Genomic DNA, 21,267 nt, shown 5'->3' on the forward strand with positions numbered 1-21,267 from the left:
CTCCGGCGCACGCTAGCAGCCGTCGTGAACTCCATTCAAGCGATCCTGATCATGGTGTCGTCGCCGGGGTGGCCGCACCGTCGGCGGACCACGACGCGGCCAGCACCGCGGCGCGCACGATCAGCGTCGGACGGTAGAGATCCTTGTCGTGCCACAGCGCTGGCCCGTCGGCGCATCCGTCCCGCTCGGACAGTCGGCGCCGTCCCCGCACGAGCGCCGCGGCGACCCGGGTGTCCCCCGGCCGCCCGGCGCCGGCCAGCGCGAGCACCGCGTACGCGGTCTCCTCGGCGGTGCCGCCCCACCGCCCCCAGGAGCCGTCCGCGCGCTGGGTCGCCAGCAGCCAGCCGACCCCCCGGTCGACGGCGGCCCGCGCCGCGGCCCCGGGCGCGTGGTCGGCGAGTGCGAGCAGCACGCAGTACGTCGCGTAGTACGCCGACGCGTGCCAGCGGTCGCCCCACCGCCCGTCCGGCTCCTGCCGCTCGACCAGCCAGCCGGCGACCCGGTCCACGGTGGCCGCGGCGCCGGGGTGGGCGGGGTGCTGGCCGAGGGCGTCGAGCACGTGCGCGTTGGTGGTCACCGACGCCCCGTCCTCCCCCGGCCAGGTGCAGAAGTGCCGGCCGGTGTCGTACGGGTCGAGCCGGGACACGTCGAGCGGCCGGCCCAGCCGGGCGAGCGCGTAGAGGGTCACCGAGGTGGTGTCGGCGTCGGCGGGCAGCCCCGGGCCGGTGGCCGCGCCGGACACGCCGACGGCCGCCCGCAGTTCGGCCACGAGCGACCCGGGGACGGTCAGCGGCACCCCGGCGCGGGCCAGGATGCCGAGCACCCAGGCACGCTCGAAGACGGTGATCGGGCTGGCGCAGGGCACCGGGCCGCGCCGGCCGACCGCGTACAGGTAGTCCAGGGCGGGGCCGGGATCGGGGCGACCGAGCCAGGCGGCCGTCGCGGCGGGCGAGGCGCCGACCGCGCCCGCCTCGCCGGGCCGTACCCCGGACGCCCGGCGGGCCCGGTCGCCGCCCACCTCCAGGGCGTGCGCCAGCTTCTCCGGGACCGGGCCGCCGGCGGCCAGCAGGCCGCGTACCCGGGTCAGCCGGCCCGCGTCGAGACCGGCCGGCAGCGGCAGGCGCACGCCGGTCCACCCGGCCAGCCCGGCCGGGGGCCGCGCGAGGTGCCGGTCGACGGCCTCCCGCAGCGCCGGCACGATCAGGTCGGTGGCGGGCAGGTCGGGCGGGGCGGCGGCGTCGAGGGCGCCGGCCAGGAAGGTCAGCCCCCGGTGCGCGGCGCCGGCCAGCGCCCCGGCCGGATCCCGGTCGCCCCGGCACAGCACGGTCAGCAGGGCCTCGGTGGCGCTCAGCGTGGGCACCAGGGCGTACCCGCCGGGGCCGCCCCAGCCGCCGTCGGCGCGCTGCCGGTCGAGCAGCCAGGAGACGCGGACGTCGTGGCCCGGCAGCCAGGGCGCCAGGGCGACCAGCCGGCCGGTCTCGTAGACCGACGCGGACGTCTCCCCCGCCGGGTTGTCCACCATGGCCGCGACCAGGTCCCGGGCCTGCGCGGCGCGCACGTCGCCGAGGTGGGTGACCGGCGCGGGCCCCGCGGTGAGGCTCACGCGGTGCCCCAGAAGTCGGTGAGCCGGTAGAAGCCGCTGGTGAAGCCGAGTTGCCGGGCGAGGAAGTCGGCCTGCCGGGGGCAGGCGGGGGCGAGGTCGGCCAGCAGGCGCCGGCAGTGGTCGACCTGCTCCGCCAGGCGGCGCTCGATCTCCGCCGGGTCGTCCACCAGCATCAGCGCGTTGAGGTCGCCCCACTCCCGGTCGCGCCGGTGGGTGCCGAGGTCGTTGACCAGCCGCAGGGCCCGCTGCACCTCGTCGCTCACGGCGACGAGCCGGGGCAACGCGCGGTGCGTGCCGGCGTCGCCGCTGTGGATCCAGTGCGCCACGTTCACCACGGTCGCGGCGAGGTTGTCGGCGTTCGCCAGGTAGTCGTCGAGGGTGGGGCGGTCGGCCTGCTTCCAATCCCACTCGCGGGCCATGGCGTCGAGGGTGCGTTCCATCGCGTCCCGCCACGGCCCGCGCAGCTCGGCGTAGGCGGGGGTGGCAGCGAGGTCGTCGCGCAGCTCGGCGAGGAACCGGCCCAGCGGGTCGTCGGGCGCGGCGCCGTCGACCACGGCGAGGCAGGACTTGACGATCCGGTCGACCTCCGACCGGGAGGCCGCCAGGTGGTCGACCTGCCAGTCGACCGCGAAGCCCCAGAGCACGGCGCGGTTGGTCAGCGCCAGCTCCGCGGCGGTGCACCAGGGGGCGCTGAACGCCATCGCGAGGGCGATGCTGCTGAACAGCGTCGCGTCGAACGGCCGGCCGGGGAACAGCTCGGCGTGCCCGGCGGCGCACCGCTGGAGGTCGCGCTGGCCCTTGGCGGCGAGGGCGCAGATGCGCCCCTGCTCCGCCGCCGCGGCGACCGGATCCGGTACCTCCCCGCCGGTCATGCCGGCTCCGCCCGCCGGTCGGCGGCGAGCAGGGTCAGCTCGACCCGTCCCCGTGGCCGCAGCGCCGCGGCCAGCCGCAGCCCGGGTACGCCGGGACGGCGCAGCCGGAAGCGGTAGCGGCTGAGCATCGTGGCGAGGATGAGCTGCGCCTCCAGGTAGAACAGGTACATCCCGAGGCACTGGTGCGGGCCGCCGCCGAACGGGAAGTGGGCGTACCGGTGCCGGGCGCGGACACGCTCGGGCCGGAACCGTTCCGGGTCGAACTCGTCCGGCCGGTCCCAGAACTGCCGCATCCGCTGGGTGATCAGCGGGCTGGCCACCACGGTCGCCCCGGCCTCGATCGGCACGCCGTCGATGACGTCGGCGGCCACCGCGCGGCGCGGGATGATCCAGCCGATCGGGTAGAGCCGGAGCAGCTCGTCCAGGACCATCCGGGTGTAGGTGAGCTCGGCGAGGTGCTCGCGGCGTACCGGTTCGCCGCCCACCACCCGGTCGATCTCGGCGTAGAGCCGGTCGGCGACGTCGGGCCGCTGCTCCAGGTGGGGCCAGGCCCAGGTGAGCACGTTGATGGTGGTCTCGGTGGTGGCCGCGAACATGGCCACGGTGTCGTTGCGGACCTGCCGCTCGTCGAGCTGCTGGCCGTCGTCGGTGCGGGCCCGCCACAGCGTGGAGATGATGTCGTCGCCCTGGTCGGCCACCGCCCGGGTCTCCCGGACGATCGGCACCAGCACCTCGTCGACGACGCGCACCGCGCGGCGGAACGGGCGGTCCCCCGGCATGGGCAGCGAGAGCGGGGCGAACGGCACGACGATCCGGGGGATCACCGCGGTGGCGATGACGTCCTGGGCGTCGATCACCCGCAGCGCGTCCGGCACGGAGATCTTGTCGGCGAAGAGCACCCGCATGATCGCCCGGCTGACGATCCGGGCCTGCTCGGCGCCGATGTCGACGGCACGCCCGGCGCGGAAGGGCTCGTCCAGCTCGTCGACGGCGTCCCGGACGGCGTCGGCCATGCCGTCGATCAGCGCCTCCACCCGCTTGGCGGTGAACATCGGCTGGAGCATCCGGCGGCTGGCCGACCAGATCTGGCCCTCGCCGAGGATGCCCTCGCCGAACAGCCGCTTGACCGGGCGCCAGAACAGTCCGTCGCCGGCCCGTTCGTAGTTGTCCGCCCGGTCGCGGAGCACGTGCTGGACGTGCCGGGGGTGGGTGACCAGGTAGGGACGGAACGATCCCAGGTTCAGCCGGACGAGATCACCCCCGGTCCGGTTGCCCACGTCGATCAGCGCCCGGGCCGGGTCGCGGAGCATGCCGGGCAGGATCTGCCGCAGGGGAACGGGGTGCGGCCGCCCGGTGGGCCGGGGCGCGACCGGCGACTCGTCCACGTGAATGGCTCCCTCAGTTCTACCCAGGGTCGCGACAACGTCATGACCCGTGACGTTGCCCGCGAGCATGCCATCCTGAACGACGGATAAAAAGGCGGACAGGAAAATATCTCACTCCACAACAATCCCAGTGTCGACAATGGAGCCGGTGGGATTTGCGTCACGCCGGAAGGCTTCCCGCACCGGCCATCCTCCACCGTGGACTCCGCCGCCGAACTCCGGCGCAGGTCCGGCCGGCACCGCCCGTCGACCCGATGGCCGCCGCCGCCCGAGCCGCCCGCCACCCGGCGGCGGCCCGGCTCGATCGACTCCTGCCGGCCGACTGGGAAGAACGCGGGCGCGTGCCCGCCCCCTGTGCCAAGCTTCGGGCATGGACGACAAGACCATCCTGAGCCGGATCTCCGAACTCGTCGACGAGGAGCACCGGCTGCGCGCGGCAGCGCAGGAGCACGAGGCCGGCACCGACGACGAGGCCAAGGAGCGGCTACGGGCCCTGGAGGAATCCCTCGACCAGTGCTGGGACCTGCTCCGCCGCCGCCGGGCGGCGCGCCAGGCGCACGGCGACCCGGATGCCCAGGGCCAGCGCCCGGTGACCGAGGTCGAGCGCTACCTCCAGTGACCCCGGGCCGGCGCTCGGCCCCTGCGGCGGCTTCCCGGGCGGGCTGTCACCCGCCCGGGACGCGACGCGCTCAGCGGAGGCCCGCCTCCCGCAGCAGCACCTCGGTCAGCGCCTCCGGGTCGGTGTCCGTGGCGGGCAGGCCGCGGGCGGTGAACCAGGTGCCGACCACCCGGACGTCCCGGGCCAGGAACTCCGCGCCCTGCGGGTTGGCCACCACGTCGACCACCTGCGGCAGGTCGATCATGACCAGCCGCCCGGCGTGCACCAGCAGGTTGTACGGGGACAGGTCGCCGTGGGCGTACCCGGCGCGGGCCAGCACGACCAGAGCGTCGACCAGTTGCTCCCAGAGGTCGCGCAACTCGGCGCCCTCGGGCCGGAGCTGGGCCAGCCGGGGCGCGGCCTGGCCCGCCTCGGCGTCCCCGACGAACTCCAGCATCAGCTCGGTGCCGAGCAGCTGCACCGGGTAGGGCACGGCGATCCGCCCGGAGGCGGCGCCGATCTCCCAGAGCCGGGCGAGCGCGGCGAACTCGGCCGCCGCCCACTGCCCGGCGATCATCTGGCGGCCGAACGAGGTCCGGCCGGCCATCGCCCGCATCTCCCGGGATCGGCGCACCCGGCGCCCCTCCAGGTAGCCGGCGTCCCGGTGGAAGAGGCGGTGCTGGGGGTCCCGGTACCGCTTGGCGGCCAGCAGGCAGCCGCGGCCGGTGTCCGGCACGGCCCGGCGGACCAGGTGGACGTCCGCCTCCTTGCCGGTCTTCAGCACCCCCAGCTCGGTGTCCTTCGCGGCCAGCTCGGTGACCAGCCAGTCCGGGTGGGGTTCGGGCCCGTGCACGGCCAGATCCCAGGAGGACCAGCTGTCCTCCGCGTCCGGCTCGGCGTCGGGGTCGGCGAGGGCCGGCTCGGCGTGCCGGCCCCGCTTCAGGAAATTCGGTTCGTCGTCGTCAAAGCGGCTCTTGCCGCGGCCACGGCGCTGCGGCGCCGGGAAGTCGTGATCGCGCACGGGTGGATCGGTCCTTCGATCGAGGCTGGTGGAGGCAGGTGGTACGAACCTGCAAAGACGGCCATGACCGACCTCCTCTCCTCGACCGGGCATCCCCGGCTGCGCCCTCGCGCCGCACCATGCTCACGGGGCGGCCGCGGGCGGGTCAACCGAATTACCGCTCAGCCGGCCAGGACGGCGGCCACCGCGGCGATCAGCCCGTCCACCGTGCGGGTCGGCGCGAACCGGGTGTCCGACCAGCGGCGCCCGCGATGCAGCCAGACGCTGGGCAGCCCCACCGCGGTCGCCCCGCCGATGTCCGCCTCCGGGCTGTCGCCGATCACCCAGGCGCCGCGCAGCGGCATCCGGGCCCGCTGGGCGGCCAGCGCGAAGATCCGCGGGTTGGGCTTGCTGACCCCGGCCTCCTCGGAGATCACCCAGTCGGCGACGTACCGGTCCAGCCCGGTCTGGCGGATCTTGGCGTCCTGCTGGCGGGACGTGCCGTTGGTGACCACCACCGGCACCCAGCCGGCGTCGTCGGCGATCCGCAGCGCGCAGGCCACCAGCGGGTCCAGCCGGGTGAACCCCACCACGCCGTCGTGCAGCTCCTCGACCAGGTCGATGGAGGGGATACGCAGCCCGTACCGGTCCCGGATGGCGTCGGCGACGTCCCATCGGTCGGTCAGGCCGTCGGCGTCGACGGAGAGCAGCCAGTCGATGTCGGTGGGCGGCGCGCCGACGCTGTCCAGGAACCGCTCACCCCAGGCGCGGAACGGCCCCTCGCGGTCGAGCAGGGTGTTGTCCAGATCCAGCAGGAGCAACGGCACTCGGGCACCCTACGGGACGGGGTGCGCCACCGACAGGGCCGAGGGCACCAGGCCGTCAGCCGACGAGCGCCGTCCGGGCCAGCCCCTGGTCGGGCAGGCGGTCGGCGAGCATGGTGTGCGCCGCCCGGGTGGCGCCCAGGGCGGCCGGGTCGAGGGTCGCCACCAGCACGTCCTCGCCGGTGTCCGCGCCCCGGACCAGCGCCCGGCCCTCCGGCTCGTAGACCGCCGCCCCACCGTTGAACCGCCACGGGTCCGCGCCGTCGACCGAGTTGGCGAAGACCACGTACATGGTGTTGTCCAGGGCGCGCGCGGCGTAGTAGAGGTCGCGGCGGTGCTCGGAGCCGGCCAGGTAGCCGCTCGGGCAGAGGTAGCCGTGCGCGCCGTCGTCGGCGGCGGCCCGGCCGTGCTCGGGGAAGCAGCCGTCGTAGCAGATGCCGAGGCCGAACCGCCAGTCGTCGACCAGCAGCGTGGCGCCCCGCCGGCCGGCGACGAACAGCTCGCGCTCGCCGCCCCAGAGCTGCTGTTTGTCGTAGCCGACGGTGACCGCGCCGGTCGGGTCGACCACGAGCGAGGAGATGGTGCGCCGCCGGTCGGGGTGGCGGACCGCCGCACCGATCACGACGCTCGTCGCGCCGTCGCGGGCGGCCGCGCGCAGCGGGTCCAGCCGCGGGTCGTCGACCCGGCCCTCGGCGTCGGCGGCCACGTCGGTGGCGGCCGGGTCGGCGCCCAGGGTCGGTGGGTGGTACGCGGGCAGGAACAGCTCCGGCAGCACCACCACCCGGGCGCCGGCGGCCCGGCCGACGAGGCGGGCGGCGGTGGCGGCGTTGCCGGCGACGTCACCGGGGACGGGCTCGGCCTGCACGGTGGCCACGGTCAGCGGACGGACGGGGAGTGGCACGGCCTGGGTCACCGGAGGATGGTAACCGGCGGGGCCGACCGGGCGGATCATGCGAAAACCGCATCTCAAGCCGTACGTACGGTTTGCATCGACCGGGTCCACCTGGAACGATCGTGGCGTGCCCAGAGTAAGCCAGGACCAGCTCGACGCGCGCCGACAGGAGATCCTCGGCGCCGCGCGGGCGTGTTTCGCTCGACACGGCTACGAGGGTGCCACCGTCCGCCGGCTGGAGGAGGCCACCGGGCTGTCCCGCGGCGCGATCTTCCACCACTTCCGGGACAAGGACTCGCTCTTCCTCGCGGTGGCCGAGGACGACGCCGCGGTCATGGTGGAGACCGTGGCCCGCAACGGCCTGGTCCAGGTGATGCGGGACCTGCTGGCCCGGGCCATCTCCCCGGACACCACCGGCTGGCTCGGCAGCCAGCTCGAGGTGTCCCGGCGGTTGCGCACCGACCCGGCGTTCGCCAAGCGCTGGGCGGAACGCTCGGCGGCGATCGCCGAGGCCACCCGGGAGCGCCTGCTGCGCCAGCGGGAGGCCGGCGTGCTCCGCGACGACGTGCCGATCGACGTGCTGGCCCAGTTCCTGGAGCTGGCGTACGACGGGCTCGTGCTGCACCTGGCGATGGGCCGTCCCGCCGGTGACCTGGGCCGGGTGCTCGACCTGGTCGAGGAGGCCGTCCGCCGGCACTGACCGGCGCGGGTCTCGGTCCGGTAACTCGACCGGCTGGGAAGATCACCGCTGGCGCACCTGCTCCACAATGAGCCGCGACCCCTCGCGACAGGAGCAGAGCATGACCGTCCTCGCGGGCGACACCTGGGGCGTCCCCGGCCCCGTCTTCCTCCGCTGGTACCTCGTGGCGGCCGTCGTGCTGGTCGTCGGCGCGCTGGTGTACCGGTGGCGCGCGCTGGCCGGCACCCCGGTCCACGACGGTGGGCCGCTCGGGCCGCAGCAGGTCGCGTACCTCAACGGGGGCGAACAGCTCGCCGTCTGGACCGCGCTCGGCGGGCTGCGCCGGGCCGGCGCGGTCGGCGTACGCCCCGACCGGCGGCTCACCACCGGCGGCCCGCTGCCGGCCGGGGTCACCCCGCTGGACCAGGCGATCCACCACGCGGCGAGCCGGGGCCTGCGCTCCCGGGAGCTGGGCCGGGACGAGTGGGTCCGGCGCGCCCTCGACGAGCTGCGCGACGGTCTCGTGCGACGGGGCCTGGCACTGGACAAGGAGCGGCGGGCGACGCTGCGCCGCGGGGCGCTGCTCGTCGGGGCCCTGCTCGCGCTCGGCTTCGTCCGGGCCTTCGCCGGGATGTCCAACAGCCGGCCCGTCGGCTGGCTGATGCTCACCCTGGTGCCGCTCTTCATCGCGTTCCTGCTCCTCAACCGGGTGCCGTGGCGCACCCGGGCGGCCGACCGGGCGCTGCGCGAGCTGCGCCGCCAGCACACCTGGCTGCGCCCCTCCGCCGCACCGGCGTACGCCACCTACGGCCCGTCCGACGCGGCGATGGGTGTGGCGCTGTTCGGCACCGCCACCCTGTGGAGCATGGACCCGGGCTTCGCCGAGCAGGCCGAGATCCAGCGCCAGGCGATGGGGGCGAGCGGGAGCTCGGGCAGCTCGTGCGGCGGCGGCAGCTCCTGCGGCGGGGGCAGCTCCTGCGGGGGCGGTGGCGGCTGCGGCGGCGGTGGCGGGTGCGGCGGATGACGACCGGCCCGTCCGGTGTGGGCATCGGGTGGCGGTCGGAGATCGCCGGCTTCGTGGCCGGCCTGCCCGGGCTGCGCTTCGTCGAGGTCGTCGCGGAGGCGGTCGCCCCGGCCGGGCCGCTCCCCGACGGCCTGGCCGAGCTGCGCGGGCGGGGCGTCACCGTCGTACCCCACGGGGTGAAGCTCTCCCTCGGCGGCGCGGAACCGGTCGACCCGGCCCGGGTGGCGCACCTGGCCGGTGTGGCCACGGCGCTGGACGCGCCGCTGGTCAGCGAGCACATCGCGTTCGTCCGGGCCGGCGGCCTGGAGGCCGGTCACCTGCTGCCGCTGCCGCGCAGCCGGGAGGCCGTGGCCGCGGTGGTGGCAAACGTGCGGCGGGCGCAGGCGGAGCTGCCGGTGCCGCTGGCCCTGGAGCCGATCGCCGCGCTCTTCGACTGGCCGGACGACGAGCTGGACGAGGCCGACTTCCTCACCGAGATCCTCGACGCCACCGGGGCGCTGCTGCTGCTCGACGTCGCGAACGTGCACGCCAACGCCCGCAACCGGGGCGGCGACCCGGCCGCCCTGCTGGACCGGCTGCCGCTGGACCGGATCGCCTACGTGCACGTGGCTGGCGGAGCCGAGCAGGGCGGCTTCTACCACGACACGCACACCGACCCGGTCCCCGCCGAGGTGCTCGACCTGGTCCGCGAGCTGTGCGGCCGGCGTCGGCCACCGGCGCTGCTGCTGGAGCGCGACGGACACTACCCGCCCGCCGCCGAGCTGCGCGGCGAGTTGGACGCCCTCGCCGCCGCGTCCGGGTACCCGGTGGTCACGTGACCGGCGAAGACCTGGCCGCGCGGCAGGCGGAACTGGTCGCGGCGCTGGTCGCCGGCGGGCCGCTGCCGGCCGGGTTCGCCCCCGCACCGGTGGAGGCGGCCCGGCGGGCGCTGCTGCGCAAGCGGGCCGGCGACGTGGCCCGGCACTGGCCGCTGCTCGCGGCCGGCCTCGGCGACGCCTGGCCGGCCACCTTCGCCGGCTGGGCGGCCGGCCGGCCCACCAACGGCTCCCTGCGCGACGGCTGGGACCTGGCCCGGGAGCTGCGCGACCAGGGCACGCTGCCGTCGCTGGGCGCGGAGGAACTGGCCGTCCGCGAGGCGGCGAGCCGCTACGACGGCCGCGGCGCCCCCCGGCCCCGCCGGTTGCCGGCCGTCGCCCGGGCCGGCGGCGCCGTCGCGGCCCAGCTCGCCGGCCGGGTACGCCTGCTCCGGCCGGCTCCCCGCTGAGAGCGGGTGGCAGGCCCACCCGGGGTACGGCAGGATCGGCCTCATGGATCTCGGACTCGCCGACCGGGTGTACGTGCTGACCGGCGCCTCGGACGGCCTCGGCTTCGCCACCGCCGAGCAGCTCGTCGCCGACGGCGCCCGCGTGGTGATCTCGTCCCGCGCCCCCGAGCGGGTGGCTGCCGCCGTCGAGGCGCTCGGCGGGCCGGAGCGGGCGATCGGGCTGACCGCCGACCTCACCGACCCGGGCACCCCGGAGCGCCTGGTCGCGGCGGCGCGCGAGCAGTTCGGGCGGCTCGACGGGGCGCTGATCTCGGTCGGCGGCCCGCCCCGGGGCACCGCCGCCCAGATCACGGACGAGCAGTGGCGGGAGTCCTTCGAGACGGTCTTCCTGGGCAGTGTCCGCACCGCGCGCACGGTGGCCGCCGCGCTCACCGGTGGCGGCGCGATCGGGTTGGTGCTCTCCACCTCGGTGCGCGGCCCGCTCCCCGGGCTCGGCATCTCCAACGGCCTGCGCCCCGGCCTGGCCGGTGTGGCCAAGGACCTGGCCGACGAGTACGGCCCGCGCGGCGTACGGGTGGTCAGCCTGCTGCCGGGCCGGATCATGACCGCCCGGAACCGGGAACTCCTGGCCGCCGCCGGCGACCCGGAACGGGCCCGGGCCGAAGCGGAGGCGTCGATCCCGCTGGGCCGGATCGGTGACCCCGCCGAGTTCGGCCGGGTGGCCGCCTTCCTGCTCTCCCCCGCCGCCGGCTACGTCACCGGGGTGACCGTGCCGGTCGACGGCGGCGCGCTGCGCGGCCTGTGACGGCGGGCCGGTGAACGGGCGACGCGGGCCCGGGGACGCTCAGCAGGGGGCGGCCGAGCCGGGCACCACGCGGCCCGAGGCGGACGCCGCGCAGCCCGATGCGGCCGGGCCGGACACCATGCGGCCCGAAGCGGCCGCGACCGACGCGGCGCCGCCCGAGGTGGCCGGGGCGGGCTCGGCGGCCGGGCGGCGGTATCCCCGGCCGACCAAGGAGCAGCTCGCGGCGGCGGCCGACAAGCTGCTGCCGGACGTGATCGCCCCCGGGCTGGACGTGCTCTTCGTCGGGATCAACCCGGGCCTGTGGTCGGCGGCCACCGGCTGGCACTTCGCCCGCCCGGGCAACCGGTTCTGGCCGGCGCTGCACCGGGGCGGCTTCACCCCGCGCCAACTGCACCCCAGCGAGCAGGACGAGCTGCCCGCGCTCGGGCTGGGCATCACCAACATGGTGGCCCGGGCCAGCGCCCGCGCCGACGAGCTGACCGCCGGGGAACTGGTCGAGGGCGCGCGGGAGCTGGCCGCCAAGGTGGCGCGGTACCGGCCGCACTGGGTGGCGGTGGTCGGGGTGACCGCGTACCGGATCGGGTTCGCCCGGCCGAAGGCGGGCTTCGGGCCGCAGCCGGAACCGCTCGCGGCGGCCCGGCTCTGGGTGCTGCCCAACCCGAGCGGGCTGAACGCGCACTTCACCCCGGAGACGCTCGGCGCGGCCTTCGGCGAGCTGCGCGCCGCAGTCACCGGCCAGCGGCCGGGCGCCTCTCGCGCGGCCGGCTAGTTCGCGGCGGCCCGCGGCAGCGCCTCCTCGGCCGCCCGGCCGGCTAGTTCGCGGCGGCCGGCGGCAGTGCCTCCTGGGCCACGTAGGTGCCGACCGGCACCGTGGTGACCACCGGCTCCGGCTGCTCGGGCTCGGCGTACGGGGCTGGCGAGTCGGTGACCGCGAACTGGGTGCGGTAGAGCTCGGCGTAGAGGCCGCCGACGGCGACCAGCTCGTCGTGCCGGCCGCGCTCGACGATCCGCCCCTCGTCGAGGACGAGGATCTGGTCGGCGTCGCGGACGGTGGAGAGCCGGTGCGCGATCACCAGCGCGGTACGCCCGGTCAGCGCCACCGACAGCGCCCGCTGCACCGCCGCCTCGCTCTCCGAGTCGAGGTGCGCCGTGGCCTCGTCGAGGATCACGATCGACGGGGCCTTGAGCAGCAGCCGGGCGATGGCGATGCGCTGCTTCTCGCCGCCGGAGAAGCGGTAGCCGCGCTCGCCGACCGTGGTGTCCAGCCCGTCGGGCAGGGCGCGGACCAGGTCGGCGACCTGCGCGCCGGCCAGCGCGGCCCAGATCTCGTCGTCGGTGGCGTCCGGCTTGGCGTAGCGCAGGTTCTCCCGGATGGTCTCGTGGAACAGGTGGGAATCCTGGGTGACGACGCCGATCTCGTCGCGCAGCGAGGCGAGCGTGGCGTCCCGGACGTCGACCCCGCCGACCAGCACCTGGCCGTCGCTCACGTCGTAGATCCGGGAGATCAGCATGGACAGCGTCGACTTGCCGGCGCCGGACGGGCCGACCAGGGCCACCATCTGGCCGGGCTCGACGGCGAACGAGACGCCCTTGAGCACCGGCTCGTTGACCGTGCGGTCGAGCGCGGAGACCTCCTCCAGCGAGGCCAGCGAGACCTCGGCGGCGGTGGGGTAGCGGAACCGCACGTCGCGGAACTCGACCCGGCCGTTGCCCCGGGGCACCGGCACGGCGTCGGGCTTCTCCTCGATGCCGGGGCGCAGGTCGAGCACCTCGAAGACCCGGTCGAAGGAGACCAGCGCGCTCATCACGTCGACCCGGACGTTGGAGAGGGCGGTGAGCGGGCCGTAGAGGCGGGTGAGCAGCAGCGCCAGCTTGACCACGGTGCCCGCGCTGACCGCACCGGCGACGGCGAGCCAGCCGCCCAGCCCGTAGGTGAGCGCCTGGGCGAGGGAGGCGACCAGCAGCATGGCCACGAAGAAGGTGCGCGAGTACATGGCGGACTGGATGCCGATGTCGCGGACCCGCTCGGCCCGGCCGGCGAACCGCGTCGCCTCCACCTCGGGCGAGCCGAAGAGCTTGACCAGCAGGGCGCCCGAGACGTTGAACCGCTCGGTCATCGTCGCGTTCATCTTGGCGTCGAGGTTGTAGGACTCGCGGGTGATCTCGGCCAGCCGCCGCCCGACCCGGCGGGCCGGGATGATGAAGATCGGTAGCAGCACCAGCGCCAGCACGGTGATCTGCCAGGACAGCACGAGCATCGCCCCGGCGGTGAGCACGAGCTGGATGACGTTGCTGACCACGCCGGACAGCGTCGAGGTGAACGCCCGCTGGGCGCCCAGCACGTCGTTGTTGAGCCGGCTGACCAGCGCGCCGGTCTGGGTCCGGGTGAAGAACTGCAGCGGCATCCGCTGGACGTGGTCGTAGACCCGGGTGCGCAGGTCGAGGATGATGCCCTCGCCGATCCGCGCCGAATACCACCGCTGGGCCAGCGAGAAGAGCGCGTCGGCCACGGCCAGCACGGCGATGATCAGGGCGAGCCGGACCACCGTGGCGCCCGCGTCGGAGCCGCCGCCCGCGATCGCGTCGATCACGTCACCGGCGAGCAGCGGGGTGGCCACCCCGATCACCGCGGCGATCACCACGGTGAGCAGGAAGACGATGATGTCCCGCCGGTAGGGCTGGGCGAACGCGACGATCCGCTTGGCGGTGCCGCGCTTGAGCTGATGGGTGGAGATCTCGTCGCGGTTGCGCATCGACCGGAGCATGCTCCAGCCGCCCATGCCGCCACCGGCCATCGGGTTGGACACTCGTCACCTCCGGGTCGTCGGCAGCCGTGGACCGTCGGGGTCAATTCTCCCGACGACTACGACAACCTCGCGAGTAACCCGGATCTTCCCGAACGGTCCTTACTATTCGCCCCGCCCGGCCAGGTCGCGGATACGCCGGGTCTGCGCCTCCCGCTCGGCCCGCTGCTGCTCGGCGTGGGTCCGGCCGCCGGCCCCGGCCAGCAGCGCCTTGATCTCCACGATCGCGTCCCGGTTGTTGGCCAGCAGGCCCGCGGTCAGATCGCGCACCGCGCCGTCCAGCTCGGCGCCTGGCACGACCAGGGTGGCCAGGCCGATCCGGTCCGCCTCGGCGGCGTCCATGCGGCGGCCGGTGGCGCAGATCTCCAGCGCGCGGGAGTAGCCGACCAGTTCGGCGAGGCGCTTGGTGCCGGCCAGGTCGGGAACCAGACCGAGGGTCACCTCGGCCATGGAGAGCTTGGCGTCCTCGGCGAGCACCCGCAGGTCGCAGGCGAGGGCGAGCTGGAAGCCGGCGCCGATGGCGTGGCCCTGCACGGCGGCGATCGAGATCACGTCCGGCCGGTGCAGCCAGGTGAAGCCGCCCTGGTACTCGGCGATCCGGTCGGCGCACTCCTGCTCGGACAGGGTGGAGAGCTCGGCGAAGGAGCCCGGGCCGGAGGAGCCGGCGACCGACAGGTCGAGGCCGGCGGAGAAGGCCCGCCCCTCGGCGCGCACCACGACGACGCGGACGTCGCCGGGCAGATCCCGGGAGAAGTCGCTCATCGCGCGCCACATCGCCGGGGTCTGGGCGTTGAGCACGTCGGGCCGGCACAACGTCACCGTCGCGACCGGCCCGTCGCAGTCGAGTCGTACTCCGGTCGTCTCGGCGGTCACCGGACCACCCGGAGCACGGCGCTGATGGACGACGCTGGGGGGCGGGTCACGCCTTCTTCCGGCGCCGGGCGCCGCCGCGCTGCCGCAGCTGCACCCCGGACTCGGTGAGCACCCGGTGGATGAACCCGTAGGAACGGCCGGTCGAGGCCGCGAGCGCACGGATGCTCTCACCCGAGGTGTACCGCTTTACCAGGTCCTTGGCGAGCGTCTGGCGCTCGGCCCCGACGATCCGGCGACCCTTCTCAGTGCTGGTGGCTGTGCCGGTGGCTGCCATGCTGATTCCTCACGTCCCAGACTGTGCGGTTCGGATACGGTCCCACCTATTAGACCGCCTCGAACGATCATGCGCCAGATATCAACTATTCGCCAACCGACACGCTATGCAATGTCAGCTTCCCGATAGAGTGATCCTTCTGACCGGTCAGCCGACGCCGTCCGCCCGGATCATGAGGGGCCGCCCGGCCAGCCGACCCGTACGCTGCCTCGCGTGATCGACCTGCTCGCCACGGCGGCCGCCGCCACCGGGGTGTTCGCCGCCACCAACGTCGACGACATCGTCGTGCTCACCGTGTTCTTCGTGGCGGCCCGCGGCACCGGCCGGCCCCGCCCCTGGCAGATCGTCGCCGGCCAGTACGCGGGCATCGGCGCGCTGGTCGCGGTCGCCGTGGTGGTCGCCGCCGGGCTGCTGGTGGTGCCCGACCCGTGGACCGGCCTGCTCGGGCTGCTGCCGATCGCGCTGGGCGTCCGCGCCCTGCTGACCCGCGACGGCGACGACGACGAGCCCCCGGCCGTGGTCGGCAGCCTGCTCGGCGTGGCCGGGGTGACGGTGGCCAACGGCGCCGACAACATCGCCGTCTACGTGCCCGTGTTCCGCTCGCTCGACCCGGCCGCCGGCCTGGTCTGGCTGCTGGTCTTCGCCGCCCTGGTGGCCGTCTGGTGCGCGGTCGCCGCCGCGCTGGGCAGCCACCCCCGGGTGGTCGCCCTGGTCGGCCGCGCCGGCCACTGGCTGGTCCCGACCGTCTTCATCGCCCTCGGCCTGATCATCCTGACCACCTCCGGCGTCCTCCCCCATCTGACGGCCCCGCTCCCCTGACGGCCCTGCTCCCCTGAGGGAAGCCGCACCCCACCCCATCCCGTCGATCATGAGGTTGACGGCGATGTGGATCGCCGAAAGTGCCGCCAACCTCATGATCGACACGAGCCGGGCGGGGCCGGGAGCGGCGGGGCCGGGAGCGGCGGGGGCGGGGGCGGCGGGGGCCGCCGGTCAGGCGAGTTCGACCAGTTCGAGGAGGTCGTCGGACCAGGCGTCCTCATCGCCGTCGGGCAGGAGGATGGCGCGGTCGGGCTTGAGGGCCATCACCGCGCCGGGGTCGTGGGTCACCAGAACGATGGCGCCCGGGTAGCGGGCGATCGCGTCGAGCACCTGCTCGCGGCTGACCGGGTCGAGGTTGTTCGTCGGCTCGTCCAGCAGCAGCACGTTCGCGCCGGAGCAGACCAGGGTGGCCAGCGCCAGCCGGGTCTTCTCGCCGCCGGAGAGCACCCCGGCCGGCTTGTCCACGTCCTCGCCGGAGAAGAGGAACGCACCGAGGATCTTGCGCAGGTCGGTGTCGGTCTGGTCCGGCGCGGCGCTGCGCATGTGCTCCAGGATGGTCCGCTCCACGTCGAGCGTCTCGTGCTCCTGGGCGTAGTAGCCGAGCCGCAGGCCGTGCCCGGGGCGCACCTCGCCGGTGTCCGGCTCCAGCAGGCCGCCGAGCATCCGCAGCAGGGTGGTCTTGCCGGCGCCGTTGAGGCCCAGGATGGCCACGCGGGAGCCGCGGTCGACCGCCACGTCGACGTCGGTGAAGATCTCCAGCGACCCGTACGACTTGGACAGCCCGGAGGCGGTGAGCGGGGTCTTGCCGCACGGCGCCGGGGTGGGGAAGCGCACCTTCGCCACCTTGTCGGCGACCCGGACGTCCTCCAGGCCGGACAGCAGCTTCTCGGCCCGGCGTGCCATGTTCTGCGCGGCGACGGTCTTGGTGGCCTTGGCCCGCATCTTGTCCGCCTGGGCCTTCAGCGCGCCGGCCTTCTTCTCGGCGTTGGCCCGCTCCCGGCGGCGGCGCCGCTCGTCGGTCTCCCGCGCCTCCAGGTACGCCTTCCAGCCCAGGTTGTAGACGTCGACCACGGAACGGGTGGCGTCCAGGAACCAGACCTTGTTGACCACCGCCTCCAGCAGGGACGCGTCGTGGGAGATCACGATCAGGCCGCCCTTGTGGTTGCCGAGGAAGCCGCGCAGCCAGGTGATCGAGTCGGCGTCGAGGTGGTTGGTCGGCTCGTCGAGCAGCAGGATGCCGCCGCCGTTCTCGCCGGCGTCGCGGAACAGGATCCGGGCCAGCTCGATGCGGCGGCGCTGGCCGCCGGAGAGGGTGCCGATGGTCTGCGCCAGGGCCCGGTCGGGCAGGCCCAGGTTGGCACAGATCCGGGCCGCCTCGGCCTCGGCCGCGTACCCGCCGAGGGAGGCGAACTGGTCCTCCAGCGCGCCGTAGCGGCGGACCAGCTTCTCGTCGTCGGCGCCCTCGGCGAGCTTCGCCTCCAGCTCCTTCATCTGCGCCATGAGCACGTCCAGCCCGCGGGCGGAGAGCACCCGGTCCCGCCCGGTGACCTCCAGGTCGCCGGTTCGCGGGTCCTGCGGCAGGTAGCCGATGGCGCTGCGCCGGTCGATCTGCCCGCCGTACGGCTGCCCCTCCCCCGCCAGCACCTTGAGGGTGGTGGTCTTGCCGGCGCCGTTGCGGCCGACCAGGCCGATCCGGTCACCCGGCTGCACCCGCAGCGTGGTGTCGGACAGCAGGATCCGGGAACCGGCGCGCAGTTCCAGGCCGGTGGCAGTGATCATTTCGAGGTACTCGCTCTCGGGGTTCGGCGAAGGGCTGATTCAGGGCACGCGAAAGCGCCGGCGGGTCGTTACTTCCCGTCGGCGCGGGGCCGTTCAGCCTTCGCAGCGCAGCACGGGCCAAGTGTACCGGGCGGCGCCTGGAGGGCCCGCCGGATTACCGCGCAAGATCATCGGGTACCGGAAACCTCGTCCGGACCCGGTCCGGTACCGCAACCACCACATACGGCTTATTCGGTGATCGGGGTCAACATGGAGCTGAACGAGAACGCGCGGGTCGACACCAGCCAGGTGGAGGATCGGCGAGGGTCCGGCGGAGGCGGCGGGATGGGCATACCGATCCCGATCGGCGGCGGCCGGGGCGGGATCGTGGGCATCATCATCGCCGTGCTGGTCGCTTTGGTGGGCGGCGGCTTCGGGCTGAACGCGGCCACCAACGGCGGCGGCTCCGAGCAGGGCGACAACACCTCGCTGGAGCAGAAGTGCTCGGCGCAGGACGCGCTGGAGCAGCTCGACTGCCGCAACACCCTCTACGTCAACTCGATCCAGGCGTACTGGCGGACCGCCATGCCGGAGGTGTTCGGCGAGCAGTACAAGCCGTCGAAGACCGTGTTCTTCAGCCAGAACGTCAGCACCGGCTGCGGCGCGGCCGACTCCGGGGTCGGCCCGTTCTACTGCCCCGCGGACGACCTGGTCTACATCGACCTCACCTTCTACCGCCTGCTCGCCGACCAGCTCGGCGCCCAGGGCGAGTTCGCCCAGCCGTACGTGCTGGCCCACGAGTACGGCCACCACGTCCAGGACCTGCTCGGCACCGAGGCGCAGATGCGCCGCCAGCAGCAGCGCGACCCGCAGAACGCCAACACCCTCTCGGTGAAGCTGGAACTCCAGGCCGACTGCTACGCGGGCGCTTGGGCGAAGAACGCCACGGGCACCTCCGACGAGCAGGGCCAGAAGATCTTCAAGAGCATCACCGACCAGGACATCCAGCAGGCGATCGACACCGCCGAGAAGATCGGCGACGACGCGATCCAGCAGCGCTCCGGTCGGCCGGTGAACCCGGACGAGTTCACCCACGGCACCTCCGAGCAGCGCAAGCAGTGGTTCACCAAGGGCTTCTCCACCGGCGACCCGAAGGCCTGCGACACCTTCGGCGGCACCCTGTAACGCCCGACCGCCCGCACCTCGGACCCCGGCGACCGCCCCGGCGCCGGGGTCCCGTCGTGTCCCGGGGCACCGGCGCGGGCCCGGCCGGGGCACGATGTCCGGATGACCGTCCCACCCCGGCTCCGGGTCGCCGCGTACGTCCTCCGGCGCACTGCGGACGGCCCCGAGCTGCTCGTCTTCGACCACGTCGACTTTCCTGAGGCGGGCACCCAGATCCCGGCCGGCGGGATGGAACCGGGCGAGACCCCGGCCCAGGCGGCCGTCCGCGAGGTCGCCGAGGAGACCGGGCTGACCGGCGTCGAGGCGGTCGCCGAGCTGGGCGTCAGCGAGTGGCCGCACCCGGTGACGGGCCGGGCCCGGCGCACCACGTACGTCCAGCTCCGGGTGACCGGTGGTACGGCCGGTGACTGGGCGCACCGGGTCGCGGGCGACGGCGAGGACGGCGGGCTGCGCTTCGCCTGCCGCTTCGTCCCGCTGCCGCTCGCCGGCCGCCTCGCCGACCATCAGGACGAGTTCCTGGACCGCATCGACCCGGCGCGGCTGGCGTCGGCGGGAAGCTGATCCGCGCACGACTCCGGGGCGTGGCCGGCCGTCGGCGAAGACCTGTGGTCGCCTCGCCGACCACCGGGTGAGGTCAGCGGGCGCCGTCGGGTTCGGGGTCGCGGACCAGGATCCGCACCGCGCGGGCGGCGGCCACCGCGCCGACCAGCACCGCGTGCCGGGGCTCGGGCACGTCGAGCAGCCGCTCCGCGCGCAGGGCGGCGAGCGGAGCCAGCCGCCGGTCGGCCAGCACGGTGTCCACGGCCCGCCGGTCACCGCCGCCGACCACGGCCGCGAGGCGCTCCGCCTCCGGCAACAGCAGGCGTACGGCCAGTTCGGCCGCGTCGCCCAGCGCCGCCTTCGCCTGGTTGTCGCGCCGCCGGGCGAAGCGCTGCTGGGACCAGCCGCCGGCGGCGGTGCGCCCCTGCACGTACCGGGTGTCCACCTTGGAGACGACCAGGTCGGGGCCGTCGGCGACGCCGACCGCCACGGCGCCCTTGCGGGCCAGCAGCAGGCCCAGCCGGCGGGGCGCGCCGGCCGCGGCCACGAACCCGGGCACGTCGGCGGTGGCCGGGGCGCCGGGCGGGGTGTGCAGCTCGGCGGTGGCACCGTCGGGGGCGGTGAGCAGCAGCCCGTACCCCTCGACGGTCGTGGTGGGCGGGCCGTGCCGGTCGGCGAAGCCCTCGACCCAGCGGGCGACGCGGGCCGGGTCGACCTCGACCCACCGGCCGCCCCCGGCTGCGGGTCGGCTGGTCACCGCCCGACCGTACGGCACGGCCGGCGTGACGGGGTCGCCGGGCGGCGCTGCGGCGGACCGCATCGCGGCCGGCCGGCCGCGACGGGTGCGGCTCAGTCGGGCAGCAGGGTGGCGACGGCGAGGGCCGCGATCAGGGCGCTGGAGACCACGCCGGTGACCAGGCGGCCGCGCGGTCCGGCCAGCGCCCGGCCGACCATGGTGCCGCCGCCGGCGACGACCAGTTGCCAGCTCGCCGAGGCCAGGAACGCGCCGGCCACGAAGAGCGCGGCGGTGGCCGCGTCCGGGTCGGCGGTGTCCTGGCGGCCGAGCACCAGGGCGGCGAAGTAGAGCACCGTGGCCGGGTTCAGCAGGGTCAGCCCGAGCAGCGCCGCATAGGCGCGCCCGGGGCTGTTCAGCCCGCGCCCCACGGGCGCCTCCGCGACCTCCCGGGTCCGGCGGGCGGACCAGGTCCGCCACAGCCCGTGGCCGGCGAGCCCGAGGAGGACCAGCGCGGCCACCACCCGCAGCGGGCCCGCGACCGGCGCGATGAGCCCGGCCAACCCGGCGCCACCCAGCGCGGCGACCGCCGCGTAGAGCCCGTCGGCGGTGGCCACGGCGAGCGCCGCGGCCGCGCCGACCCGGAAGCCGGTACGGGCGCTGAGCCCGAGAATGAGGATCGCGATCGCGCCGACCGGGACGGCGACGCCGTAGCCGGCCACCAGACCGGCGAGGAACGCCCCGGTCACGACGGTGGGCGGCGGGTCGAGGCGGCCGGCGGCAGGGTGCGCTGTCGGCGCGCGGCAGTGGCCGCACGGACAGGGACCTGCTTCGGGTACGCCTCGATCACGCGCCCATCGTGCACGCCCTCCCCCGAGGCCGCCACCCGATTTCCCCACCCGCACGTGACCCGGCGCGTGCGAGGGGTTCGGCCATACTGGTCCGCCATGGACCTGGACGAGTATCAGCGGGGCGCCCTCCGGACGGCCGCGCCCCGTGACAAGAGGAACGAGCTGCTCCACCTGGTGCTCGGGCTGGTCGGTGAGTCGGGTGAGATCGCCGAGAAGTTCAAGAAGTGGGTCCGGGACCTCGACAGCGACGAGTCGCGGATCGACCGGGCCGACATCGCCAGGGAACTCGGTGACGTGCTCTGGTACGTGGCGGTGCTCGCCGACTACCTCGACCTGTCGCTGGACGACATCGCGGCGGCCAACCTGGCCAAGCTGGCCAGCCGCCAGGGTCGTGGCGTGCTGGGTGGCAGCGGCGACAACCGCTGAGCGGGGGGTGAAACGGGTCGAGCGCGGCACCCGCACGGGGTGTCGCGCTCGACGGAGA

At 75.0% G+C, this 21,267-nt stretch carries 23 protein-coding genes; 11 read left to right on the plus strand and 12 right to left on the minus strand.

Annotation, left to right across the window (positions count from 1 at the left end):
* Positions 1-49: 49 nt before the first annotated feature.
* Genes IEY96_RS31285 through IEY96_RS31295 form a run of 3 tightly spaced genes read right to left on the minus strand, consistent with a single transcriptional unit; the run spans position 50 to position 3,785 of the window.
* Positions 50-1,603: a prenyltransferase/squalene oxidase repeat-containing protein gene (locus IEY96_RS31285; RefSeq protein ID WP_229791993.1), complete on the minus strand. Its 1,554-nt coding sequence runs from the start codon at positions 1,601-1,603 to the stop codon at positions 50-52.
* Positions 1,600-2,475, minus strand: a complete 876-nt coding sequence (locus tag IEY96_RS31290; RefSeq protein ID WP_189198402.1) for a terpene synthase family protein — start codon at positions 2,473-2,475, stop codon at positions 1,600-1,602. The genes IEY96_RS31285 and IEY96_RS31290 overlap by 4 nt, the downstream gene beginning before the upstream one ends.
* A complete protein-coding gene (locus IEY96_RS31295) occupies positions 2,472-3,785 on the minus strand; it encodes a cytochrome P450 (RefSeq protein WP_189198439.1) in 1,314 nt (437 codons plus the stop codon). Before IEY96_RS31295 ends, IEY96_RS31290 begins: the two co-directional genes overlap by 4 nt.
* A gap of 445 nt (positions 3,786-4,230) precedes the next feature.
* Here IEY96_RS31295 and IEY96_RS31300 point away from each other — a divergent pair, with 445 nt between their 5' ends.
* Positions 4,231-4,479 carry a DUF2630 family protein gene (locus IEY96_RS31300; RefSeq protein WP_091322434.1) on the plus strand — a complete coding sequence of 83 codons (249 nt, stop codon included), beginning with the start codon at positions 4,231-4,233 and terminating at the stop codon, positions 4,477-4,479.
* 70 nt (positions 4,480-4,549) lie between these two features.
* Here IEY96_RS31300 and IEY96_RS31305 read toward each other — a convergent pair whose 3' ends face one another.
* From IEY96_RS31305 to IEY96_RS31315, 3 genes are all read right to left on the minus strand, one after another.
* Positions 4,550-5,479, minus strand: a complete 930-nt coding sequence (locus IEY96_RS31305; RefSeq protein WP_189198403.1) for a serine protein kinase RIO — start codon at positions 5,477-5,479, stop codon at positions 4,550-4,552.
* A gap of 161 nt (positions 5,480-5,640) precedes the next feature.
* Positions 5,641-6,285: an HAD family hydrolase gene (locus IEY96_RS31310; RefSeq protein ID WP_189198404.1), complete on the minus strand. Its 645-nt coding sequence runs from the start codon at positions 6,283-6,285 to the stop codon at positions 5,641-5,643.
* 55 nt (positions 6,286-6,340) lie between these two features.
* Positions 6,341-7,195 carry a carbon-nitrogen hydrolase family protein gene (locus IEY96_RS31315; protein WP_229791994.1) on the minus strand — a complete coding sequence of 285 codons (855 nt, stop codon included), beginning with the start codon at positions 7,193-7,195 and terminating at the stop codon, positions 6,341-6,343.
* A 106-nt stretch (positions 7,196-7,301) separates the two neighbouring features.
* Here IEY96_RS31315 and IEY96_RS31320 point away from each other — a divergent pair, with 106 nt between their 5' ends.
* The 6 genes from IEY96_RS31320 to mug all read left to right on the plus strand — a co-directional run bounded on the left by IEY96_RS31320 (position 7,302) and on the right by mug (position 11,715).
* Positions 7,302-7,874 (plus strand): TetR/AcrR family transcriptional regulator, encoded by a 573-nt coding sequence (locus tag IEY96_RS31320; protein WP_091320811.1) that lies wholly within the window; start codon positions 7,302-7,304, stop codon positions 7,872-7,874.
* Positions 7,875-7,974: 100 nt separating this feature from the next.
* Positions 7,975-8,877: a TIGR04222 domain-containing membrane protein gene (locus tag IEY96_RS31325; RefSeq protein WP_189198406.1), complete on the plus strand. Its 903-nt coding sequence runs from the start codon at positions 7,975-7,977 to the stop codon at positions 8,875-8,877.
* Positions 8,874-9,695: an MbnB/TglH/ChrH family RiPP precursor modification enzyme gene (locus tag IEY96_RS31330; protein WP_189198407.1), complete on the plus strand. Its 822-nt coding sequence runs from the start codon at positions 8,874-8,876 to the stop codon at positions 9,693-9,695. Before IEY96_RS31325 ends, IEY96_RS31330 begins: the two co-directional genes overlap by 4 nt.
* Positions 9,692-10,141: an SCO6045 C-terminal-like domain-containing protein gene (locus tag IEY96_RS31335; protein ID WP_189198408.1), complete on the plus strand. Its 450-nt coding sequence runs from the start codon at positions 9,692-9,694 to the stop codon at positions 10,139-10,141. The genes IEY96_RS31330 and IEY96_RS31335 overlap by 4 nt, the downstream gene beginning before the upstream one ends.
* Positions 10,142-10,184: 43 nt before the next feature.
* Positions 10,185-10,946: an SDR family oxidoreductase gene (locus tag IEY96_RS31340; protein ID WP_189198409.1), complete on the plus strand. Its 762-nt coding sequence runs from the start codon at positions 10,185-10,187 to the stop codon at positions 10,944-10,946.
* Between the two features lie 118 nt (positions 10,947-11,064).
* Positions 11,065-11,715, plus strand: a complete 651-nt coding sequence (gene mug / locus IEY96_RS31345) for a G/U mismatch-specific DNA glycosylase (protein ID WP_189198440.1) — start codon at positions 11,065-11,067, stop codon at positions 11,713-11,715.
* A 43-nt stretch (positions 11,716-11,758) separates the two neighbouring features.
* On the opposite strand, the gene IEY96_RS31350 is transcribed toward mug, so the two are convergent.
* The 3 genes from IEY96_RS31350 to IEY96_RS31360 all read right to left on the minus strand — a co-directional run bounded on the left by IEY96_RS31350 (position 11,759) and on the right by IEY96_RS31360 (position 14,897).
* Positions 11,759-13,741 (minus strand): ABC transporter ATP-binding protein, encoded by a 1,983-nt coding sequence (locus tag IEY96_RS31350; protein ID WP_189198441.1) that lies wholly within the window; start codon positions 13,739-13,741, stop codon positions 11,759-11,761.
* 114 nt (positions 13,742-13,855) lie between these two features.
* The gene (locus IEY96_RS31355) at positions 13,856-14,623 is read right to left on the minus strand and encodes an enoyl-CoA hydratase/isomerase family protein (RefSeq protein WP_189198410.1); all 768 of its coding nucleotides are present in this window, start codon (positions 14,621-14,623) and stop codon (positions 13,856-13,858) included.
* Positions 14,624-14,669: 46 nt separating this feature from the next.
* Positions 14,670-14,897 carry a helix-turn-helix domain-containing protein gene (locus IEY96_RS31360; protein ID WP_007462679.1) on the minus strand — a complete coding sequence of 76 codons (228 nt, stop codon included), beginning with the start codon at positions 14,895-14,897 and terminating at the stop codon, positions 14,670-14,672.
* A 213-nt stretch (positions 14,898-15,110) separates the two neighbouring features.
* Between IEY96_RS31360 and IEY96_RS31365 the strand changes: the two genes are divergently transcribed.
* Complete coding sequence (locus tag IEY96_RS31365; RefSeq protein ID WP_229791995.1) at positions 15,111-15,716, plus strand: cadmium resistance transporter; 606 nt, start codon at positions 15,111-15,113, stop codon at positions 15,714-15,716.
* Between the two features lie 171 nt (positions 15,717-15,887).
* Here IEY96_RS31365 and IEY96_RS31370 read toward each other — a convergent pair whose 3' ends face one another.
* Positions 15,888-17,495: an ABC-F family ATP-binding cassette domain-containing protein gene (locus IEY96_RS31370; RefSeq protein WP_189198411.1), complete on the minus strand. Its 1,608-nt coding sequence runs from the start codon at positions 17,493-17,495 to the stop codon at positions 15,888-15,890.
* A gap of 249 nt (positions 17,496-17,744) precedes the next feature.
* On the opposite strand from IEY96_RS31370, the gene ypfJ reads away from it, so the two are divergent.
* Positions 17,745-18,659, plus strand: coding sequence for a KPN_02809 family neutral zinc metallopeptidase (gene ypfJ, locus IEY96_RS31375; RefSeq protein ID WP_189198443.1), 915 nt, complete (start codon positions 17,745-17,747; stop codon positions 18,657-18,659).
* Positions 18,660-18,761: 102 nt separating this feature from the next.
* Positions 18,762-19,220 (plus strand): NUDIX hydrolase, encoded by a 459-nt coding sequence (locus IEY96_RS31380; RefSeq protein WP_189198412.1) that lies wholly within the window; start codon positions 18,762-18,764, stop codon positions 19,218-19,220.
* A 73-nt stretch (positions 19,221-19,293) separates the two neighbouring features.
* On the opposite strand, the gene IEY96_RS31385 is transcribed toward IEY96_RS31380, so the two are convergent.
* Entirely contained in the window at positions 19,294-19,956 is a 663-nt protein-coding gene (locus tag IEY96_RS31385) for an acVLRF1 family peptidyl-tRNA hydrolase (protein ID WP_189198413.1), read from the minus strand.
* A 92-nt stretch (positions 19,957-20,048) separates the two neighbouring features.
* The gene (locus IEY96_RS31390; RefSeq protein ID WP_189198414.1) at positions 20,049-20,681 is read right to left on the minus strand and encodes a LysE family transporter; all 633 of its coding nucleotides are present in this window, start codon (positions 20,679-20,681) and stop codon (positions 20,049-20,051) included.
* Positions 20,682-20,879: 198 nt separating this feature from the next.
* Here IEY96_RS31390 and IEY96_RS31395 point away from each other — a divergent pair, with 198 nt between their 5' ends.
* Positions 20,880-21,209 carry a nucleoside triphosphate pyrophosphohydrolase family protein gene (locus tag IEY96_RS31395; RefSeq protein WP_189198415.1) on the plus strand — a complete coding sequence of 110 codons (330 nt, stop codon included), beginning with the start codon at positions 20,880-20,882 and terminating at the stop codon, positions 21,207-21,209.
* Positions 21,210-21,267 lie beyond the last annotated feature (58 nt).

It is taken from the genome of Micromonospora fulviviridis (genome assembly GCF_014648395.1).
GTDB lineage: Bacteria > Actinomycetota > Actinomycetes > Mycobacteriales > Micromonosporaceae > Micromonospora > Micromonospora fulviviridis.